This window comes from Gemmobacter nanjingensis (assembly GCF_014652195.1).
Taxonomy (GTDB): domain Bacteria; phylum Pseudomonadota; class Alphaproteobacteria; order Rhodobacterales; family Rhodobacteraceae; genus Gemmobacter; species Gemmobacter caeni.
Window position 1 is genome coordinate 231,907 of sequence record NZ_BMYI01000001.1, and the last position, 15,562, is coordinate 247,468.

Sequence of the window (15,562 nt, forward strand, 5' to 3'; positions counted from 1 at the left end):
CACGCTGCGGTCAGGCCTGGGCGGCTTCCTGCGCCCGCGCGGTGGCGGGCGTCTTGCCGGCATCAAACGCCTTGCGGAAATCCGGCGGCAGCGCGGTATCGAGGATATGCCCCGCCCCGCCAATCACCTGACTGGCCCGCCCCACGATCAGCGGATCGGGCGTGCCGATGACCGAAGCATCCTTGCCCGGATAGTCGATGGTCGACAGGAAATGGCGCATGCAGTTCAGCCGCGCGCGTTTCTTGTCGTTCGACTTCACGATGGTCCAGGGCGCATCGGCGGTATCGGTGTAGAAGAACATCGCCTCTTTCGCCTCGGTATAATCATCCCATTTGTCGAGGCTCGCCTTGTCGATGGGCGACAGTTTCCACATCTTCAGCGGATCGGTCTCGCGCGCGGTAAAGCGGCGGTGCTGTTCCTCGCGTGTGACCGAGAACCAGTACTTGTAAAGCCGGATACCCGAGCGCACCAGCATCCGCTCCAGTTCCGGCACCTGGCGCATGAATTCGAGGTATTCCGAGGGGCTACAGAAGCCCATCACCCGTTCGACCCCGGCGCGATTATACCAGCTGCGGTCGTAAAACACGATTTCCCCCGCGGTCGGCAGATGCTGGATGTAGCGCTGGAAGAACCATTCGCCCTTTTCCTTGTCCGAAGGCTTGGTCAGGGCCACGACACGGGCATAGCGTGGGTTCAGATGTTCCATGAACCGCTTGATCGTGCCGCCCTTCCCCGCCGCATCACGGCCCTCCATCAGCACCACGAACTTCTGCCCGGTCTCCTGCGCCCAGATCTGCACCTTCAGCAGCTCGGCCTGCAACAGCGCCTTCTCCTTTTCATAGGGCCCGCGCCCCATCAGCCGGGAATAAGGGTAGCGGCCGGATTCAAACGCCTCGCGGATCGCATCCTGATCGGCGCGGGGAAACTGGCGCGGACCATGGGCCACGGCAGGGGTGGCGGCGGGCGGCAGTTCGGGCGGGCTATCGGTGGCCGCGGGCGCGGCAATCGGCGCGACGGGCACGGCGGCGGGGTCGGCGATCTTGGCTGCGTCTTCCATACGGGGCTCCCTTGTTACATGCGTTCGGGGGGCACCTTTTCCGACCGCACAAGCGGGCACATTGATCCGCGTCAATCCGGCGCAGCAGAGCGGGGAAAGTGACAGTTTTGCAACGAGATCGTAACGACCCGAACCGCCGGGCCGAAACAGAAAGGGCGGCAAGCCCCAGACCTGCCGCCCTCTGTGGGGGAAAATGTCTACCTTATCAAAATGACCGCAGTGCCAAAGGCTTTCGTCATGCCGTCACCCTAGCCCCCGGCCTTGGGCGCCGCATACTCCATCTGCGGTAAAAAGGCGTTAACGTGGCAGGAATTCGGCGAGCCGATCCAGAACCTGACGCCATTCGCGGAAGAAAAGCAGCTGCCCGGTTGCAGGCAGAAACTCCACGCGCAACCGGGGGTAATCGTCCATCAATTCGCGAATCGTCTGCACCGGAGTCTGCGGGTCCTGATCTCCCTGAAGCAGCAGCACCGGCACCTTGCAGCGCCGGATCAGCGCCGACCAGTCGCGCTCGGAACTGATGCATTCGCGCGTGAACGCCTCATGCGCAGAGAAGCGCGCCGCCAGACAGACCTCGGAGCCCGCCAGCATCGCCTCGCGCACCTGAGGATCGGCGAAGGTTTCCATATCGGCGGGGGATCCGCCATTGACCTGGGCAAAGAACTTTTCCTTGCCCAGCTTGCGCGCGAGGCTGAACCCGGCCTGCACCAGAAACGGCAGAACCTTCGGGGCATAGCGTGCATTGGCAAGGATGAAGCGCTGCCACTTGTCCATGCGCTCATACTGCGCGGCGGTGCGCAGCGGCAGTTGCGCAGCACAGCCGATCACGCCCGAGACCATCCCCGGCCGCAGATCGGCCAGTGCCAGCGCAAAGCGCAGATCCGCCCCCAGCGCGATGACAGCCACCTGCGCGATACCCAGATGATCCAGCACCGCCGCATAATCCTCGGCCACGCCCTGAACATGGTCGGTCCCGCGCCCGTGCAGATCGCTTTCGCCATAGCCCGCCCGCACCGGCACGATGATGCGCAGACCGCGCCGTTCGGCCTGACGCTCGGCTTCGGCAGGCCAGCGGATCAGGCCATAATCAAGGTGCATGAACAGCACCGGCACACCGCCCGGCGCACCGAATTCGATGAATTCCAGCCTGCGCCCGGCAGGCCCGCGCAGATGCTGGAATTCCACATCCCGCAGAAGCCCCGGCCCCGCCACCTCGCGCACCCCCGAGGTGGGGATGAAAGAGACATCCATCAGCCCCAGCACCACACGCACCAGTTCCGACTGGCTGTGGGTTTCGGTCTTGGCAAGGATCGAGCGCGCCTGCGTCCGCACCGTCTCGATCGAGCGGCCGCGCTGTTCGGCGATATCTTTCAGCGGCAGGCCCAGCGTGATACCGCGCACGATCTCCACCTCGGCCAGCGTCAGCCCGAAGGCCTCCTGCACCGTGGCGCTGAATTCTGAAGGCCAGTAAAGTTCCGTCGAGATGACCAGCGCCAGCGGATGCGGTCCGGGTGCTGCGATGCGGCTGACCCGCAGAATAACCGGGCTGCCGGTGGTGACCGACCGGATGCGCAGTGTCGCCACCTGTTCGCCCAGACCCAGCGCCACCTTGCGGATCACCGCGCGCAGGGTATCCACATCCTCGGCGTCGAAAGGCAGCGCCGTCAGCGCCGCCCCGTCGGACAGGCCGAAGGCATGCTGCGCGGGCCGGTTGCAGGCGGTGATCTTCGGCCCGCCGTCACTGACAAACGCCGCAGACCGCGGGATGTCATCCAGCAGCAGGCGATAACCGCCCTCCTCGCGCGTGGCCTCGTAACGGTCCAGAAATACCCGCGCCCGGTTGATATGGGCGTCGATCTCGGGATCGTCCAGCACCACGGCATGATCCACCGGCCCGCTGCGCAACGAGGCCGCACGGTCCTCCCACACCTCCAGCAGTTCCTCAAGCCGGATCGGGTCGAGCGCCACCTCGTAAAGGCGGTCGACGATCTCGGCCTTCTGCTCGCGCTCGGCAAACTGCGCGGTGGGCGGTTTGACAGGACGTTCGGTCATGTTCGCTAGCTTGCGCATCGCAATGAACGAAGCAAGCGCGCTTTACATTCCGGCCATCAGCCCACCCTTCTTTCCACCGCTTTCACCACTTCGGAATGGCCGTGCCCGCCCCCGGTCAGCAGCAGCGCAACCCCTGCCAGCATCAGGGCAAGCCCGCACAACTCCACGGCAGAGAAGCCATCCCGGAACAGGAATCGCGACAGGATCAGCGCCAGCGTCACCTCGGTGCAGATGATCAGCAGCACGACCTCGGCAAAGCGCGCGCGGCGCAGGGCCTCCATCTCCAGCGCCGAGGCGATGATCAGCGTCACCACAACCCCGGCCAGCGTCACCCAGACCGGGATCTGCCCCCATCCTTTCAGGAAAAGTGCTGCGGCCAGATAGAACAATGCCGCAAGGGCCGCGATGGCGGCCGTCATCAAGCCAGTCATGAAAAACCTCGTCAGATGCAAAAGATTTGAGACGCCGTAAAATCCGGGCGCCTATCGATATCCTGCCCCCAAACCGCGATTCCGGCAAGACGGTTGCCGAATCTGCCCCGCGCATCGGATGAAGGGATATCCCTTCAGGAGGTATCGCCTTGATCACGCTTTACGGCTGCTATCGCTCCCGCGCCTCGCGCCCGCTCTGGCTTCTGGCCGAAACAGGCACGCCCTTCACCCATGTTCCGGTGATTCAGGCCTACCGCCTGCCCGATCCCGGTGCCGCCGATGCGCCGGTCAACACCGCCTCGCCCGGGTTCCTGGCGGTGAACCCCATCGGCCAGATCCCCGCGCTGGTCGACGGCGATCTGGTACTGACGGAAAGCCTCGCGATCTGTCTGCATCTGGCCCGCCGCGCCGGTGGCCCTCTGGCGCCGAAGGACGAGGCCGAACTGTCGGCCAGCGAAAACTGGGCGCTGTTCGCCGCCACCGCGATCGAACCGCATTCCCTGGCGATCCTGCAATCGCAAGATCCGCAGGTGGTGGAGGCCGAGGCTGCAAAGCTGGCCCGCGGGCTTGCCCGGCTGGAGGCGCATCTGACCGGCCGCGACTGGCTGTCGGACCGCTTCACGGTCGCCGATCTGATGGTGGCCGAATGCCTGCGCTATGCCCAGGGCCACAAGCCGCTGATGGAGGCGCATCCCGCCACGGCCAGCTGGCTGGCCCGCTGTCAGGCCCGGCCGGCGTTTCAGGCCATGTGGCAGGCGCGGTCGGCGGAACCCGCCTGAGGCCTACAAACTGCGGTGACATCACGGGCGGGACGCAACAGCTTGCGCCCCGCCCGCCCGAATGGTCTAATCCCGCACCAAAGAAGCCCGCGAAGAGGAATCGAGCAGCCCATGCCCACCGACATGTTCGCCGCCCAGCCCGAAGAATATAACGCCTCCTCCATCGAGGTGCTGGAAGGGCTGGAGCCCGTGCGCAAGCGGCCCGGCATGTATATCGGCGGCACCGATGAACGCGCGCTGCATCACCTTGTCGCCGAGATCCTCGACAATTCGATGGACGAGGCGGTGGCGGGCCATGCGAACCGGATCGAGGTCGAACTGCACGAGGATCATTCCGTCACCGTCCGCGACAACGGGCGCGGCATGCCGGTCGATCCGCATCCGAAATTCCCCGGAAAATCCGCGCTGGAGGTCATCCTGACCGTACTGCACGCGGGCGGGAAATTCTCGAACAAGGCTTACTCGACCTCGGGCGGCCTGAACGGCGTGGGCTCATCCGTGGTGAATGCGCTGTCGGATTCCCTGATCGTGCAGGTGGCTCGCAACAAAGAGCTTTACGAACAACGCTTCTCGCGCGGTGTCCCGCAGGGGCCGATTGCAAAGCTGGGCGCCGCCCCCAACCGGCGCGGCACCACCGTGACCTTCCACCCGGACCCCGAGATCTTCGGCTCGCTGAAGCTGAAACCCGCGCGGCTGTTCAAGATGGTGCGGTCCAAGGCCTATCTGTTTTCGGGCGTGGAAATCCGCTGGAAATCCGCCATCGAAGACGGCGAAACCCCGCAAGAGGCCACCTTCCACTTCCCCGGCGGCTTGGCGGATTACCTGAGCGAAAGCCTGCAAAAGGTTGAAACCTATTCGGAAAAGCCGTTCGCCGGTAAGGTGAGCTTCACCGAGAAATACGGCGTTCCCGGTTCCGTCGAATGGGCGATCAACTGGACGCCCGCGCGCGACGGCTTCATCCACAGCTATTGCAACACCGTGCCCACCCCCGAGGGCGGCACGCATGAGGCGGGCTTCTGGGCCGCGATCCTGAAGGGCGTGCGCGCCTATGGCGAGCTGGTGAAGAACCGCAAGGCCGACCAGATCACCCGCGACGACCTGCTGGCGGGAGGCTGCGCGCTGGTGTCCTGCTTCATCCGCGAGCCGCAATTCGTGGGCCAGACCAAGGACCGCCTGTCCACCGAGGAGGCCGCAAAATGGGTCGAGGGCGCGGTGCGCGACCATTTCGACACCTGGCTGGCGAATGACACCAAATCGGCAGGCGCGATCCTCGATTTCCTTGTGCTGCGCGCCGAGGAACGGCTGCGCCGCAGGCAGGAAAAGGAAACGCAGCGCAAATCTGCGACCAAACGCCTGCGCCTGCCCGGCAAGCTGACCGATTGCTCCGCCAAGAGCCGCGAGGGGACGGAACTGTTCATCGTCGAGGGCGACTCGGCCGGTGGGTCTGCCAAGGGCGCCCGCGACCGCGAATATCAGGCGCTGCTGCCCTTGCGCGGCAAGGTGCTGAACGTGCTGGGCGCGGCCTCGAACAAACTGGCCGACAATGCCGAGATCCGCGACATCTGCGAGGCGCTGGGTGTCAGCATGGGCACGAAGTTCCGCACTGATGATCTGCGCTATGACAAGATCATCATCATGACCGACGCCGATGTGGACGGTGCCCACATTGCCAGCCTGCTGATGACCTTCTTCTTCACCCAGATGCGCCCGCTGATCGACAAGGGCCACCTCTACCTCGCCTGCCCGCCGCTTTACCGGCTGACGCAGGGCGCCAAACGGCTCTACGTCGCCAATGACGCCGAAAAAGAACACTGGCTGGAAAAGGGCCTTGGCGGCAAGGGCAAGATCGACGTGCAACGCTTCAAGGGACTTGGCGAGATGGACGCCAAGGACCTGAAGGAAACCACGATGGACCCCAAATCCCGCACCCTGATCCGCGTCAGCATCGACGAGGACGAACCGGGCGAAACCGGCGATCTGGTCGAACGGCTGATGGGCAAGAAACCGGAACTGCGCTTCCAGTACATTCAGGAAAACGCGCGGTTCGTGGAGGAACTGGATGTGTGAGGGGGCTTCCCCTCACCCCACCGCCACATTCACCGCCAGCGCCAGAATGACGGTGTTGTAGAAGAACGACACCACCCCATGCGCCAGCACAAGACGGCGCAGGGCGGCACGTTCGACAATCACGTCGGAGACCTGCGCGGTCATGCCCACGGTGAAGCTGAAATACAGGAAATCCCAGGGGCCGGGGATCTGATTGCCCGGAAAGCTCAGCCCCTTCGCACCCTTGTCATACCAAAGCGCGGCATAATGGAACGCCGCCAGCACATGCAGCACCGTCCAGCCCAGTGGCACCGAGGCGACGGCCAGCGCCACTTCCACCGGGCCACCGTGATTCATCGCCAGCGCGATGGCGCCAAGGCTCAGCCCGACCGAGCCCAGCGCCAGCGCCGCGATCAGCGGCACCCCCTCGTCCGACAGTTCGGAATGGCGGCGCAGATCCTCGGGCGACATGCCGCGCAGAAACAGGCCTACAAGCCCAAGATAGACCAGAAAGGCGCTGTCGGCCGCCAGCAGCACGGCGCGTGCGGCACTCAGCCCCCAGAGCCAGCCCGCACCGCCCAGCGCCACGCCAAGCATCAAGGCAAGGACAAAGCGGCGGTGGCGGGCGAACATCGGCTACCAACCCTCGCCAACCTGCCGCATCTCGGGCAGGAAGCTGGCCATCATCGCGGGCAACTGGTTGCGCCCCGGCCCGGCGGCAATGATCACCAGCCGCGATCCCGCCATCCCCTCGGGCCATCCGGGCAGGCTGCGCGGCGGGCTGAGGATATGCTGCACGGCATGGAAGACCGTGGGACGTCCCGGCAGTTCCTGCAATTCCACCAGCCCCTTGAGACGCAGAAGATCAGGGCCATAGGTCGATTGCAACGCGCCGATTGCCATCTGCATCACGCTCGCCTCGATCGGCTGATCGGCCATGAAGCAGAAGGCGGTGACGCTGCCGCCATGGTGGTTGGCACTGTGATGGTGATGATGGTGGCCGGTGCTGGCGAACCGCAACCACTCCGCCACCACCGGCGGCTTGCCCGCCATATCGTAGGCGGCAATCGAAAACAGCCGTTCGGCAGTCAGATCGGCGGCGGTCACCACCCCGGCATTTGGGGCGAGCGCGGTCAGACGCTCAACCACCGGCGCCGGGTCCGCCAGATCGGTTTTCGAGATCACCAGCAGATCGGCGACGCCCACCTGCCGCCGCGCCTCGTCATATCGGTCCAGCGCCTCGGTCGCATTGGCGGCATCGACCACCGTCACCACGCCGTTCAGCACGAAATTGTCCAGCATGATGTCATGGGTCATGAAGGTCTGCATGACCGGCGCAGGATCGGCGAGGCCGGTCGTTTCGATCACCACGCGGCTGAAGGCGGGGCCCTTGCCGCTGTCCGCCTCATCCTTGAGGCGCAGCAGCGTCAGCCGCACATCGCCCGAGACCGTGCAGCATATACAGCCGGTGGAGGAGGCAAAGGCGCGGTCGCCCACGCCCTCCATCAGCCCGCCATCCACATCCACCGCGCCGAATTCATTGACGATGACCGCAGTATCGCCAAAGCCCGGCTCGGTCATCAGCCGGTTCAGCAGCGTGGTCTTTCCGGCGCCCAGAAAGCCGGTGAGGATGGTGACGGGGATGCGGTCGGTCATGCGGGTCTCCTGTTCCCGCCCATCGGTAGCCGCACCGCCCCTTGCGCGCAAGTCAGCGCGCCAGCGCGAGCAGACCCGGCACGTCCAGATACGCCTCCATGTGATCGGCGAGCGCGTCCAGCGTCGCCTCGACTGTGGCCTCATAGCCCAGCGCCGATGTGGCCCCGAGGCCCCGCAGGAAGGCCGCGCGGAAGGCATCGGCCCGGAACAGCCCGTGCAGATAGCTGCCAATGATGCGGCCATCAGCCGAGACCGCGCCTTCGGGGGCGCCCTCGACAAAGGCGAACGGCCGGGTACGGGCCGGGCCGTCGCTGCGCCCGATATGGATTTCATACCCCTCGACATCGAGGCCGGTGGCGGCATGGGTGGCGCGGGTGCGGGTCAGCCGCTTGTCCGGGGTCATCACCGTCTCAATGTCCAGCAGCCCCAACCCCGGCGTTTCGCCCGCCGGTCCCTCGATCCCCTCGGGATCACGCACCACATGGCCCAGCATCTGATACCCGCCGCAAATGCCCAGCACATGCCCGCCGCGCCGCACATGGGCGGCAAGATCAATGTCCCACCCCTGCGCGCGCAGGAAGGCCAGATCGCCGCGCGTCGATTTGCTGCCCGGAAGGATCACCAGATCGGCGTCGCCCGGAATGGGCTGCCCGGTGGGCAGCAGCGTCAGCCGCACGGCAGGCTCCTGCGCCAGCGGGTCCAGATCATCGAAATTGGCGATCCGCGACAGCGCGAGGCAGACCACATGCAGCGCGCCATCGCCGCGCGCGCGTGGCAGGTCCAGCGCATCCTCGGCGGGCAGCCGCGCGGCATCGCCAAACCACGGCAACACTCCGAACCCACGCCAGCCGGTGCGATCCGCGATCAGCCGGTAACCGCCATCGAACAGGCGCACATCGCCCCGGAACTTGTTGATGAGGAACCCCACGATCATCGCAGCATCCTCCGGGTCAAGCACCGCCTGCGTGCCGATCATCTGCGCGATCACTCCACCCCGGTCGATGTCCCCGGCCAATACCACCGGCACATCCGCCGCCCGCGCGAAACCCATATTGGCGATATCGCCCGCGCGCAGGTTGACCTCGGCGGGGCTGCCCGCCCCCTCGACGATCACCAGATCATGCGCTGCCCGCAACCGGGCAAAGCTTTCCTGCACCGCCCCCATCAGACGTGGCTTCAGCGCCGGATAATCCGCCGCCCGCGTCGTGGTCAGCCGCCGCCCCTGCACCACCACCTGCGCGCCGGTCTCGCTTTCCGGCTTCAGCAGCACCGGGTTCATATCCACCACCGGCTCCAGCCCGCAGGCCAGAGCCTGAAGCGCCTGCGCCCGCCCGATCTCGCCCCCATCAGATGTAACGGCGGCGTTGTTCGACATGTTCTGCGGCTTGAAGGGCGCCACCTTCAAACCGCGTCGCCGCGCTGCCCGGCAAAGCCCCGCGACCAGCATCGACTTGCCGACATTGGACCCCGCCCCCTGGATCATCAGCGCCGTCATCGCGCCTCTCCCTGGACAGGATGGGGGCGCTGCCCCCTCGGCCCTGCGGGCCTCACCCCCGGGATATTTAAGGCCAAGATGAAATGGCACCCAGCCCGATTTGGGCGCCGCATCCCGGGCCGTTTCCACGGCAGAGACGCGGCGCTTTCACCTTGGACGGCCATCGGGATCCCTCCCTGTTCCGCCCCTTCAACCTGCCGCGATTCGGTTAACATCTCGTTGCTTTCATCTTGGCCTTAAATATCCCGGGGGAGTCGCGCAGCGACGGGGGCAGAGCCCCCTCCCCGGCCGGTCAGAACTCGACGCCCTTCTGGCCCTTGATCCCCGAGCGGAACGGATGCTTCACCAGCGCCATCTCGGTCACCAGATCGGCCAGTTCGATCAGCTCTTCCCTGGCGTTGCGGCCCGTGAGGCAGACATGGGTCATCGGCGGCTTCTCGTCGCGCAGGAAGTCCAGAACCTCGTCCAGCGGCAGATAATCATAGCGCAGCGCGATATTGATTTCGTCCAGCAGCACGAAGCGGATCTCCGGGTCGCGGATCAGCTCTTTCGCCTTCTCCCAGCCCTTGCGCGCCATGGCGATGTCACGGGCGCGGTCCTGGGTTTCCCAGGTGAAGCCCTCGCCCATGGCGTGAAACTGGCAGAGACCCGCGAAATTCTCTTCGATCAGCCGCCGCTCGCCCGTATCCCAGGCGCCCTTGATGAACTGCACCACGGCGCAGGGCATGTCATGGGCGATACAGCGCAGGATCATGCCGAACCCGCTGGAGCTTTTGCCCTTGCCCGCGCCGGTATGGACAATGAGCAGCCCCTTTTCGCCTTCTTTCGTCGCCATGATCTTGTCACGGGCGGCTTTCTTCTTCGCCATCTTGGCGGCATGGCGGGCCAGATCCTCGGCCGGAACTTCGGTCTGCGGGGCAGTGTCTTGCATCGTATCCTCCTGTTCGCGGGGCAGCATAGCGGTGGCCCTTGTCCATCGGAAGCCGCGAAGCGACGGCCCGCGCGCGGCGCGCGCCATGTCGCGCCTGCCCGCCGAAGCGGCGCGGGCCGCGCTTGACTTCGCCGGGGGATGTGGCACAAGCGGGCCATGCTGGTTCCTGCCGCGAGGCAGGTGAAAAGGGAATGCGACAGGCTCAAGGGCCAAGCGCAGCCGCCCCCGCGACCGTGACCGGAGAGACCCCATACCACTGGCAAACAGCCGGGAAGGTCGGGGTCGGGGAGAAATCCACTCCGCAAGCCGGGAGACCTGCCAGCGATCTGTTTTGACGGGCGGACGGGGTGTTCCGCGACCGGCAGAGGTGACTGCCTGTCACCCCTTCCGCGCCTGCATCCCTTTTGCCAAGGAAGGGATGATCCGATGGCGCAGACCACGCTCCATGTCTGTCTGACCTGCCGGCGCGAGGGGGTGGACCCCGCCGCGCCGCGCCCCGGTGCCGTGCTGCACGAGGCGCTGGCGCAAGCAGGCGCGCCGGAAGGCGTGCGCATCGTCGGGGTCGAATGCCTGTCGGCCTGTTCCAACGGCTGTGCGGTCGCGCTCTCTGCCCCCGGCAAATGGACCTATGTCTATGGCCGGCTGGACCCTGATACCCATGTCGCTGCCATTCTGGACGGCGCCACGCGCTTTGCCGGAACCGCTGACGGAGTTGTGCCCTGGCGCGAGCGGCCCGAGGTGTTCCGCAAGCAATGCCTTGCCCGCATCCCCCCATTCCACTCTGACGCAACACAGGAAGCCGCCGAATGACCGATCTGACCAAAGTCCCCGTCACTGTGATCACCGGCTTTCTGGGTTCGGGCAAGACCACGCTGATCCGGCATCTGATGCAGAACCCACAGGGCAAGCGGCTGGCCGTTCTGGTCAATGAATTCGGCACCGTGGGGGTGGATGGCGAGATCCTGAAATCCTGCGCCGATGCGAATTGCCCGGTGGAGAATATCGTGGAACTCGCGAATGGTTGCATCTGCTGCACCGTGGCCGAGGATTTCATTCCGACGATCGAGGCGCTGATGGCGATGCCGCAGCGCCCCGATCATATCCTGATCGAAACCTCGGGCCTCGCGCTGCCGAAACCGCTGCTGAAAGCCTTCGACTGGCCCGCGATCCGCTCGCGCATCACGGTGGATGGCGTGGTGGCGCTGGCCGATGCCGAGGCGGTGGCGGCGGGGCGTTTCGCCTCCGATGTCGCAGCGGTGGAGGCGCAGCGCGCCGCCGATGACAGTCTTGACCACGAAACCCCGCTGTCCGAGGTGTTCGAGGATCAGATCGCCTGCGCCGATCTGGTGTTGCTGACCAAGGCCGACCTCGCGGGCGAGGCCGGTCTGGCCGCCGCGCGCGGGGTGATCGAGGCCGAGGCGCCGCGCAAGCTGCCGATCCTGCCCGTTTCGGAAGGTGTGGTGGACCCGCGTGTCGTACTGGGCCTGAATGCGGCGGCCGAAGACGACCTTGCCGCCCGGCCCAGCCATCACGATGGCCATGACGACCATGAACATGATGATTTCGACACGGTGGTGATCGAACTGGGCGAGGTGGCGGACCCTGAGGCGCTGCAAGCCGCGATCATCCGGCTGGCCCGCGAACAGGACATCCTGCGCGTGAAGGGCTATGTCGCCGTAGCGGGCAAGCCGATGCGGATGCTGGTGCAGGCCGTGGGCGCGCGGGTACGGACACAATATGACCGCCCCTGGGGCGACACACCGCGTGCGACCCGTCTGGTGGTCATCGCCGAGCATGACAAGGTGAACGAAGCCGCCATCCGCACCGTGCTGGAGGGCTGAGCCTTGCACGTCGTCTTCCGCGAAAGTCACGGGCTGGAGGAGACCGACACGCCGTTCGATCCGGGGCAAAGCCCGGCGGATCTGGTGGTTCTGTCGTTTTCCGACAGCGACCTTGGCGCTTTCGCGGCAGGATGGCAGCGGGCGAAAGCGGCGGGCGATGTGCCTTCGCTGCGGCTGGTCAATCTGGTGGCGCTGCGCCATCCGGTGTCGGTCGATACCTATGTCGAGGCGACGCTGTCCGGGGCGAAGGGCATTCTGGTCCGGCTGATCGGCGGTGAAAGCTACTGGCCCTATGGCCTCGCCTCGGTGCAGGATCTGTGCCGACGCAAGGGCATCGCGCTGGCGGTGCTGCCCGCCGACGGGCGGCCGGATGCGCGGCTGGACGACCTTTCTACCCTGCCCAGCGGCACGTTGCGCCGTCTGGCTGTGCTGTGTGACGCGGGCGGCGCGGTGGCAGCGCTGGCGGCGCTGGCGCAACTGGCGCTGGCGGCGGGGCTTTACATGGCGCCGGTGGCCGGGGCCAAGACCCTGCCCGATAGTGGCTGGTATTGCCCTGACCGGGGCGTCATTGCCTCGCCCGAAAGTGAAGCGCCGCTGATCGCCGTCACCTTCTATCGGTCTTACCTGACCGCCGCCGATACCGACCCGGTGGATGTGCTGATCCGTGCGGCACGGGCGCGGGGTTTCCGGGCTTTCGGCCTGTTCGCCCCCTCGCTGAAAGGCCCGCATGCCGCGTTGGTCGCCGAGGCGCTGCACGCCGCGCAGCCGGTGGCGGTGATCAATGCCACCGCCTTTTCCGCCAGGGGCGAGGCTGGTCATTCGCCGCTGGATGCCACTGGCTGTCCGGTCTGGCAGGTGGCGCTGTCGACCGCGCGGCGCAAGGATTGGGCGGCCGCAGAACGCGGGCTGTCGCCCGCCGATCTGGCCATGCATGTCGTGTTGCCCGAGGTCGATGGCCGGATCTTCGCCGGGGTGGTCAGCTTCAAGCAACCCAGCCCCCGCGACCCTGACCTGCAATTCTCGCGCTTCGTGCATCGCGCTGACGAGGGCCGCGTGGCAGCGGTGATCGACAAGGTTGCAGCGCGCTATCGGCTGGGCGCCACGCCTGCGGCGGAACGGCGGTTGGCGCTGGTGCTGTCCACCTATCCCGGCAAGGGCTGGAACCTTGCCCATGCCGTTGGTCTGGATGCGCTGGCTTCGGCAGAGGCGATTGTGGAAACGCTCCGCAGCGCGGGCTACGCGGTGACGCCCGGCACGGATCTGGGCCGCGCGCTTCAGGCCGAAATGCTCGACTGGCCGCTGGCGGATTATCGCGCCGCGCTGGCTGCCCTGCCCGCGCCGCTGCAAACGGCCCTGCACGCCACATGGGGCGCCCCCGAGGATGACCCGGCTTGCGAGGGCCAGTTCTTCCGCTTCCGGGCGCTGCGTCGGGGCGCGGCGCTGGTGGCGCTGCAACCGGAACGCGGCACGGCGGCATTGCGTGATGGCGAATATCACGACACTGGCCGCGTGCCCTGCCATGGTTATGTGGCCTTCTACCTGTGGCTGCGGGCGCAGGGGCTTCATGCGCTGATCCATGTCGGCGCGCACGGCACGCTGGAATGGCTGCCCGGCAAGGCGGTGGCGCAATCCGATGCCTGCTGGCCCGAGGCGCTGGTGGGCGATCTGCCGGTGATCTACCCGTTCATCGTCAATGATCCCGGCGAGGCGGCGCAGGCCAAGCGCCGCATCGGTGCGGTCACCTTGGGCCATATGCCGCCGCCGCTGATGCAGGCGGGCACGCCCCCCGCGCTGTTGCGGCTGGAGCGGCTGCTGGACGAATATTCCACCGCCGACGGGCTGGACCCCGCGCGCCGCGACCGGCTGGTGGCCGATCTGCGGGCCGAGGCGCAGGCGGCGGGCGTCGAGGCCGATCTGGGCCTTGCCCCCGATGCCTCGGCTGCCGAGGCGATGGTGCGCATTGACCGTTTCGTCTGCGACGTGAAGGAAAGCCAGTATGGCGAGGGGCTGCATGTCTATGGCACGGCTGAGGGCGAGGCCGGGGGGCTGCTGACGGCGCTGGACGCGCGGCATGTGGCGCCGGGGCCATCGGGGTCCCCGGCGCGGGGACGGCTGGACGTGCTGCCGACCGGGCGCAACCTTTATGCCGTCGATCCGCGCGCCGTACCCAGCCGCGCCGCCCATGCGCAGGGAGTGAAACTGGCGGAAGAGCTGATCCGGCGGCATTTGCAGGATCAGGGCGATTACCCGCGCGCGCTTGTGGTGGACCTCTGGGGGTCGGCCACCATGCGCACGGCGGGCGAGGAATTTGCCATGGCGCTGCATCTGGCCGGGCTGGCGCCGCGCTGGGACGAAGGTTCGGCCCGTGTTTCGGGGTTTGAAATCGTGCCGCCCGCCCTTCTGGGCCGCCCGCGCGTCGATGTGACGTTGCGGGTGTCGGGCCTGTTCCGCGATGTCTTTCCGGGGCTTGCGCAATTGTTCCAGCAGGCGGTGGGCGCGCTGGCCGACCGGGACGAGGATGAGAACCCCTATGCCTCCGCCCCCGGCCCCCGCGTCTTTGGCCCGAAGCCGGGCCTTTACGGCACCGGCATGGGCGCCGCGCTGGAGGATTATTCCGATGCCGCCCGCGCGGCGGCGGGCGAGGCCTGGCTGAACGCCTCGGAATGGGCCATCGACGAGCAGGGCGCGGTGACCCCCGACCGGGCGGCGCTGGAGGCGCGGCTGCGCGGGGCCGAGGGCTTCGCCCATGTGCAGGATCTGCCCGAAACCGACCTGTTGCTGGCCGCCGATCATGCCGCGCATGAGGGCGGCTTTGCCGCCGCGCTGGCGCGGCTGGGCGCCGGGACCGTGCCGCTTTACCATCTGGACGCCACCCGCCCCGACCGGCCGCAGGCTCGCCTGCTGGGCGAGGAGATCGCCCGCGTGGTGCGCGCCCGCGCCACCCATGCAGGCTGGGCCGAGGGGATGATGCGCCACGGCTTTCGCGGCGCGGCGGAAATCGTGGCGACCGTGGATCACCTTGCTGCCTTCGCCCATCTGACCCGCGCCGTGCCGGGCCATCTGTTCGACCTCTGCCACGAGGCAACCCTGGGCCGGGCCGAGGTGGTGGCGTTTCTGGAACGCGAGAACCCCGAGGCTTTGGCCGCGCTGCACGACCGCTTTCACGCCCTGCATGCGGCAGGGCTGTGGGTGACGCGGCGCAATTCCATCGCAACCTGGCTGGAGGGTGCGGCATGAGCGGCGTCGGCAAAGGCGCCCCGGTCGCCGGGGGGCT

At 66.7% G+C, this 15,562-nt stretch carries 12 protein-coding genes and 1 riboswitch; of the genes, 5 read left to right on the plus strand and 7 right to left on the minus strand.

Annotated features, from left to right (window positions below; translation table 11 throughout):
- Positions 1-10: 10 nt before the first annotated feature.
- From ppk2 to IE126_RS01210, 3 genes are all read right to left on the minus strand, one after another.
- Entirely contained in the window at positions 11-1,057 is a 1,047-nt protein-coding gene (gene ppk2, locus IE126_RS01200; RefSeq protein ID WP_189379952.1) for a polyphosphate kinase 2, read from the minus strand.
- A gap of 297 nt (positions 1,058-1,354) precedes the next feature.
- Entirely contained in the window at positions 1,355-3,109 is a 1,755-nt protein-coding gene (locus tag IE126_RS01205) for an alpha/beta fold hydrolase (RefSeq protein WP_189379953.1), read from the minus strand.
- A 56-nt stretch (positions 3,110-3,165) separates the two neighbouring features.
- The gene (locus IE126_RS01210) at positions 3,166-3,540 is read right to left on the minus strand and encodes a hypothetical protein (protein ID WP_189379954.1); all 375 of its coding nucleotides are present in this window, start codon (positions 3,538-3,540) and stop codon (positions 3,166-3,168) included.
- Between the two features lie 149 nt (positions 3,541-3,689).
- Between IE126_RS01210 and IE126_RS01215 the strand changes: the two genes are divergently transcribed.
- Both IE126_RS01215 and parE read left to right on the plus strand, forming a co-directional pair.
- Entirely contained in the window at positions 3,690-4,319 is a 630-nt protein-coding gene (locus tag IE126_RS01215; protein WP_054300959.1) for a glutathione S-transferase family protein, read from the plus strand.
- A 111-nt stretch (positions 4,320-4,430) separates the two neighbouring features.
- A complete protein-coding gene (gene parE, locus IE126_RS01220; protein WP_189379955.1) occupies positions 4,431-6,386 on the plus strand; it encodes a DNA topoisomerase IV subunit B in 1,956 nt (651 codons plus the stop codon).
- A 12-nt stretch (positions 6,387-6,398) separates the two neighbouring features.
- Here the strand turns inward: parE and IE126_RS01225 are convergent, their stop codons facing one another.
- The 4 genes from IE126_RS01225 to cobO all read right to left on the minus strand — a co-directional run bounded on the left by IE126_RS01225 (position 6,399) and on the right by cobO (position 10,447).
- Complete coding sequence (locus tag IE126_RS01225) at positions 6,399-6,998, minus strand: DUF1345 domain-containing protein (protein ID WP_189379956.1); 600 nt, start codon at positions 6,996-6,998, stop codon at positions 6,399-6,401.
- A gap of 3 nt (positions 6,999-7,001) precedes the next feature.
- On the minus strand, positions 7,002-8,021 hold the full coding sequence (locus IE126_RS01230) for a CobW family GTP-binding protein (RefSeq protein WP_189379957.1): 1,020 nt from the start codon (positions 8,019-8,021) through the stop codon (positions 7,002-7,004).
- A 52-nt stretch (positions 8,022-8,073) separates the two neighbouring features.
- Positions 8,074-9,516, minus strand: a complete 1,443-nt coding sequence (locus IE126_RS01235) for a cobyric acid synthase (RefSeq protein WP_189379958.1) — start codon at positions 9,514-9,516, stop codon at positions 8,074-8,076.
- A 292-nt stretch (positions 9,517-9,808) separates the two neighbouring features.
- Complete coding sequence (gene cobO / locus IE126_RS01240) at positions 9,809-10,447, minus strand: cob(I)yrinic acid a,c-diamide adenosyltransferase (RefSeq protein WP_189379959.1); 639 nt, start codon at positions 10,445-10,447, stop codon at positions 9,809-9,811.
- 143 nt (positions 10,448-10,590) lie between these two features.
- A riboswitch (cobalamin riboswitch) is annotated at positions 10,591-10,784 on the plus strand.
- Between the two features lie 89 nt (positions 10,785-10,873).
- Between cobO and IE126_RS01245 the strand changes: the two genes are divergently transcribed.
- From IE126_RS01245 to cobN, 3 genes are read left to right on the plus strand one after another with little or no spacing between them, the layout of a single operon-like run.
- Positions 10,874-11,257 carry a DUF1636 family protein gene (locus IE126_RS01245; RefSeq protein ID WP_189379960.1) on the plus strand — a complete coding sequence of 128 codons (384 nt, stop codon included), beginning with the start codon at positions 10,874-10,876 and terminating at the stop codon, positions 11,255-11,257.
- Positions 11,254-12,288 (plus strand): cobalamin biosynthesis protein CobW, encoded by a 1,035-nt coding sequence (cobW, locus tag IE126_RS01250; protein ID WP_189379961.1) that lies wholly within the window; start codon positions 11,254-11,256, stop codon positions 12,286-12,288. The genes IE126_RS01245 and cobW overlap by 4 nt, the downstream gene beginning before the upstream one ends.
- Before the next feature lie 3 nt (positions 12,289-12,291).
- Positions 12,292-15,525, plus strand: a complete 3,234-nt coding sequence (gene cobN / locus IE126_RS01255) for a cobaltochelatase subunit CobN (RefSeq protein ID WP_189379962.1) — start codon at positions 12,292-12,294, stop codon at positions 15,523-15,525.
- Positions 15,526-15,562 lie beyond the last annotated feature (37 nt).

What these genes read in the sequence shown, in the direction of transcription:
- ppk2 (WP_189379952.1), bottom strand. Translation starts at nt 1,057, where the DNA reads ATGGAAGACGCAGCCAAGATCGCCGACCCCGCCGCCGTGCCCGTCGCG.
- IE126_RS01205 (WP_189379953.1), bottom strand. Translation starts at nt 3,109, where the DNA reads ATGACCGAACGTCCTGTCAAACCGCCCACCGCGCAGTTTGCCGAGCGC.
- IE126_RS01210 (WP_189379954.1), bottom strand. Translation starts at nt 3,540, where the DNA reads ATGACTGGCTTGATGACGGCCGCCATCGCGGCCCTTGCGGCATTGTTC.
- parE (WP_189379955.1), top strand. Translation starts at nt 4,431, where the DNA reads ATGCCCACCGACATGTTCGCCGCCCAGCCCGAAGAATATAACGCCTCC.
- IE126_RS01225 (WP_189379956.1), bottom strand. Translation starts at nt 6,998, where the DNA reads ATGTTCGCCCGCCACCGCCGCTTTGTCCTTGCCTTGATGCTTGGCGTG.
- IE126_RS01230 (WP_189379957.1), bottom strand. Translation starts at nt 8,021, where the DNA reads ATGACCGACCGCATCCCCGTCACCATCCTCACCGGCTTTCTGGGCGCC.
- IE126_RS01235 (WP_189379958.1), bottom strand. Translation starts at nt 9,516, where the DNA reads ATGACGGCGCTGATGATCCAGGGGGCGGGGTCCAATGTCGGCAAGTCG.
- cobO (WP_189379959.1), bottom strand. Translation starts at nt 10,447, where the DNA reads ATGCAAGACACTGCCCCGCAGACCGAAGTTCCGGCCGAGGATCTGGCC.
- IE126_RS01245 (WP_189379960.1), top strand. Translation starts at nt 10,874, where the DNA reads ATGGCGCAGACCACGCTCCATGTCTGTCTGACCTGCCGGCGCGAGGGG.
- cobW (WP_189379961.1), top strand. Translation starts at nt 11,254, where the DNA reads ATGACCGATCTGACCAAAGTCCCCGTCACTGTGATCACCGGCTTTCTG.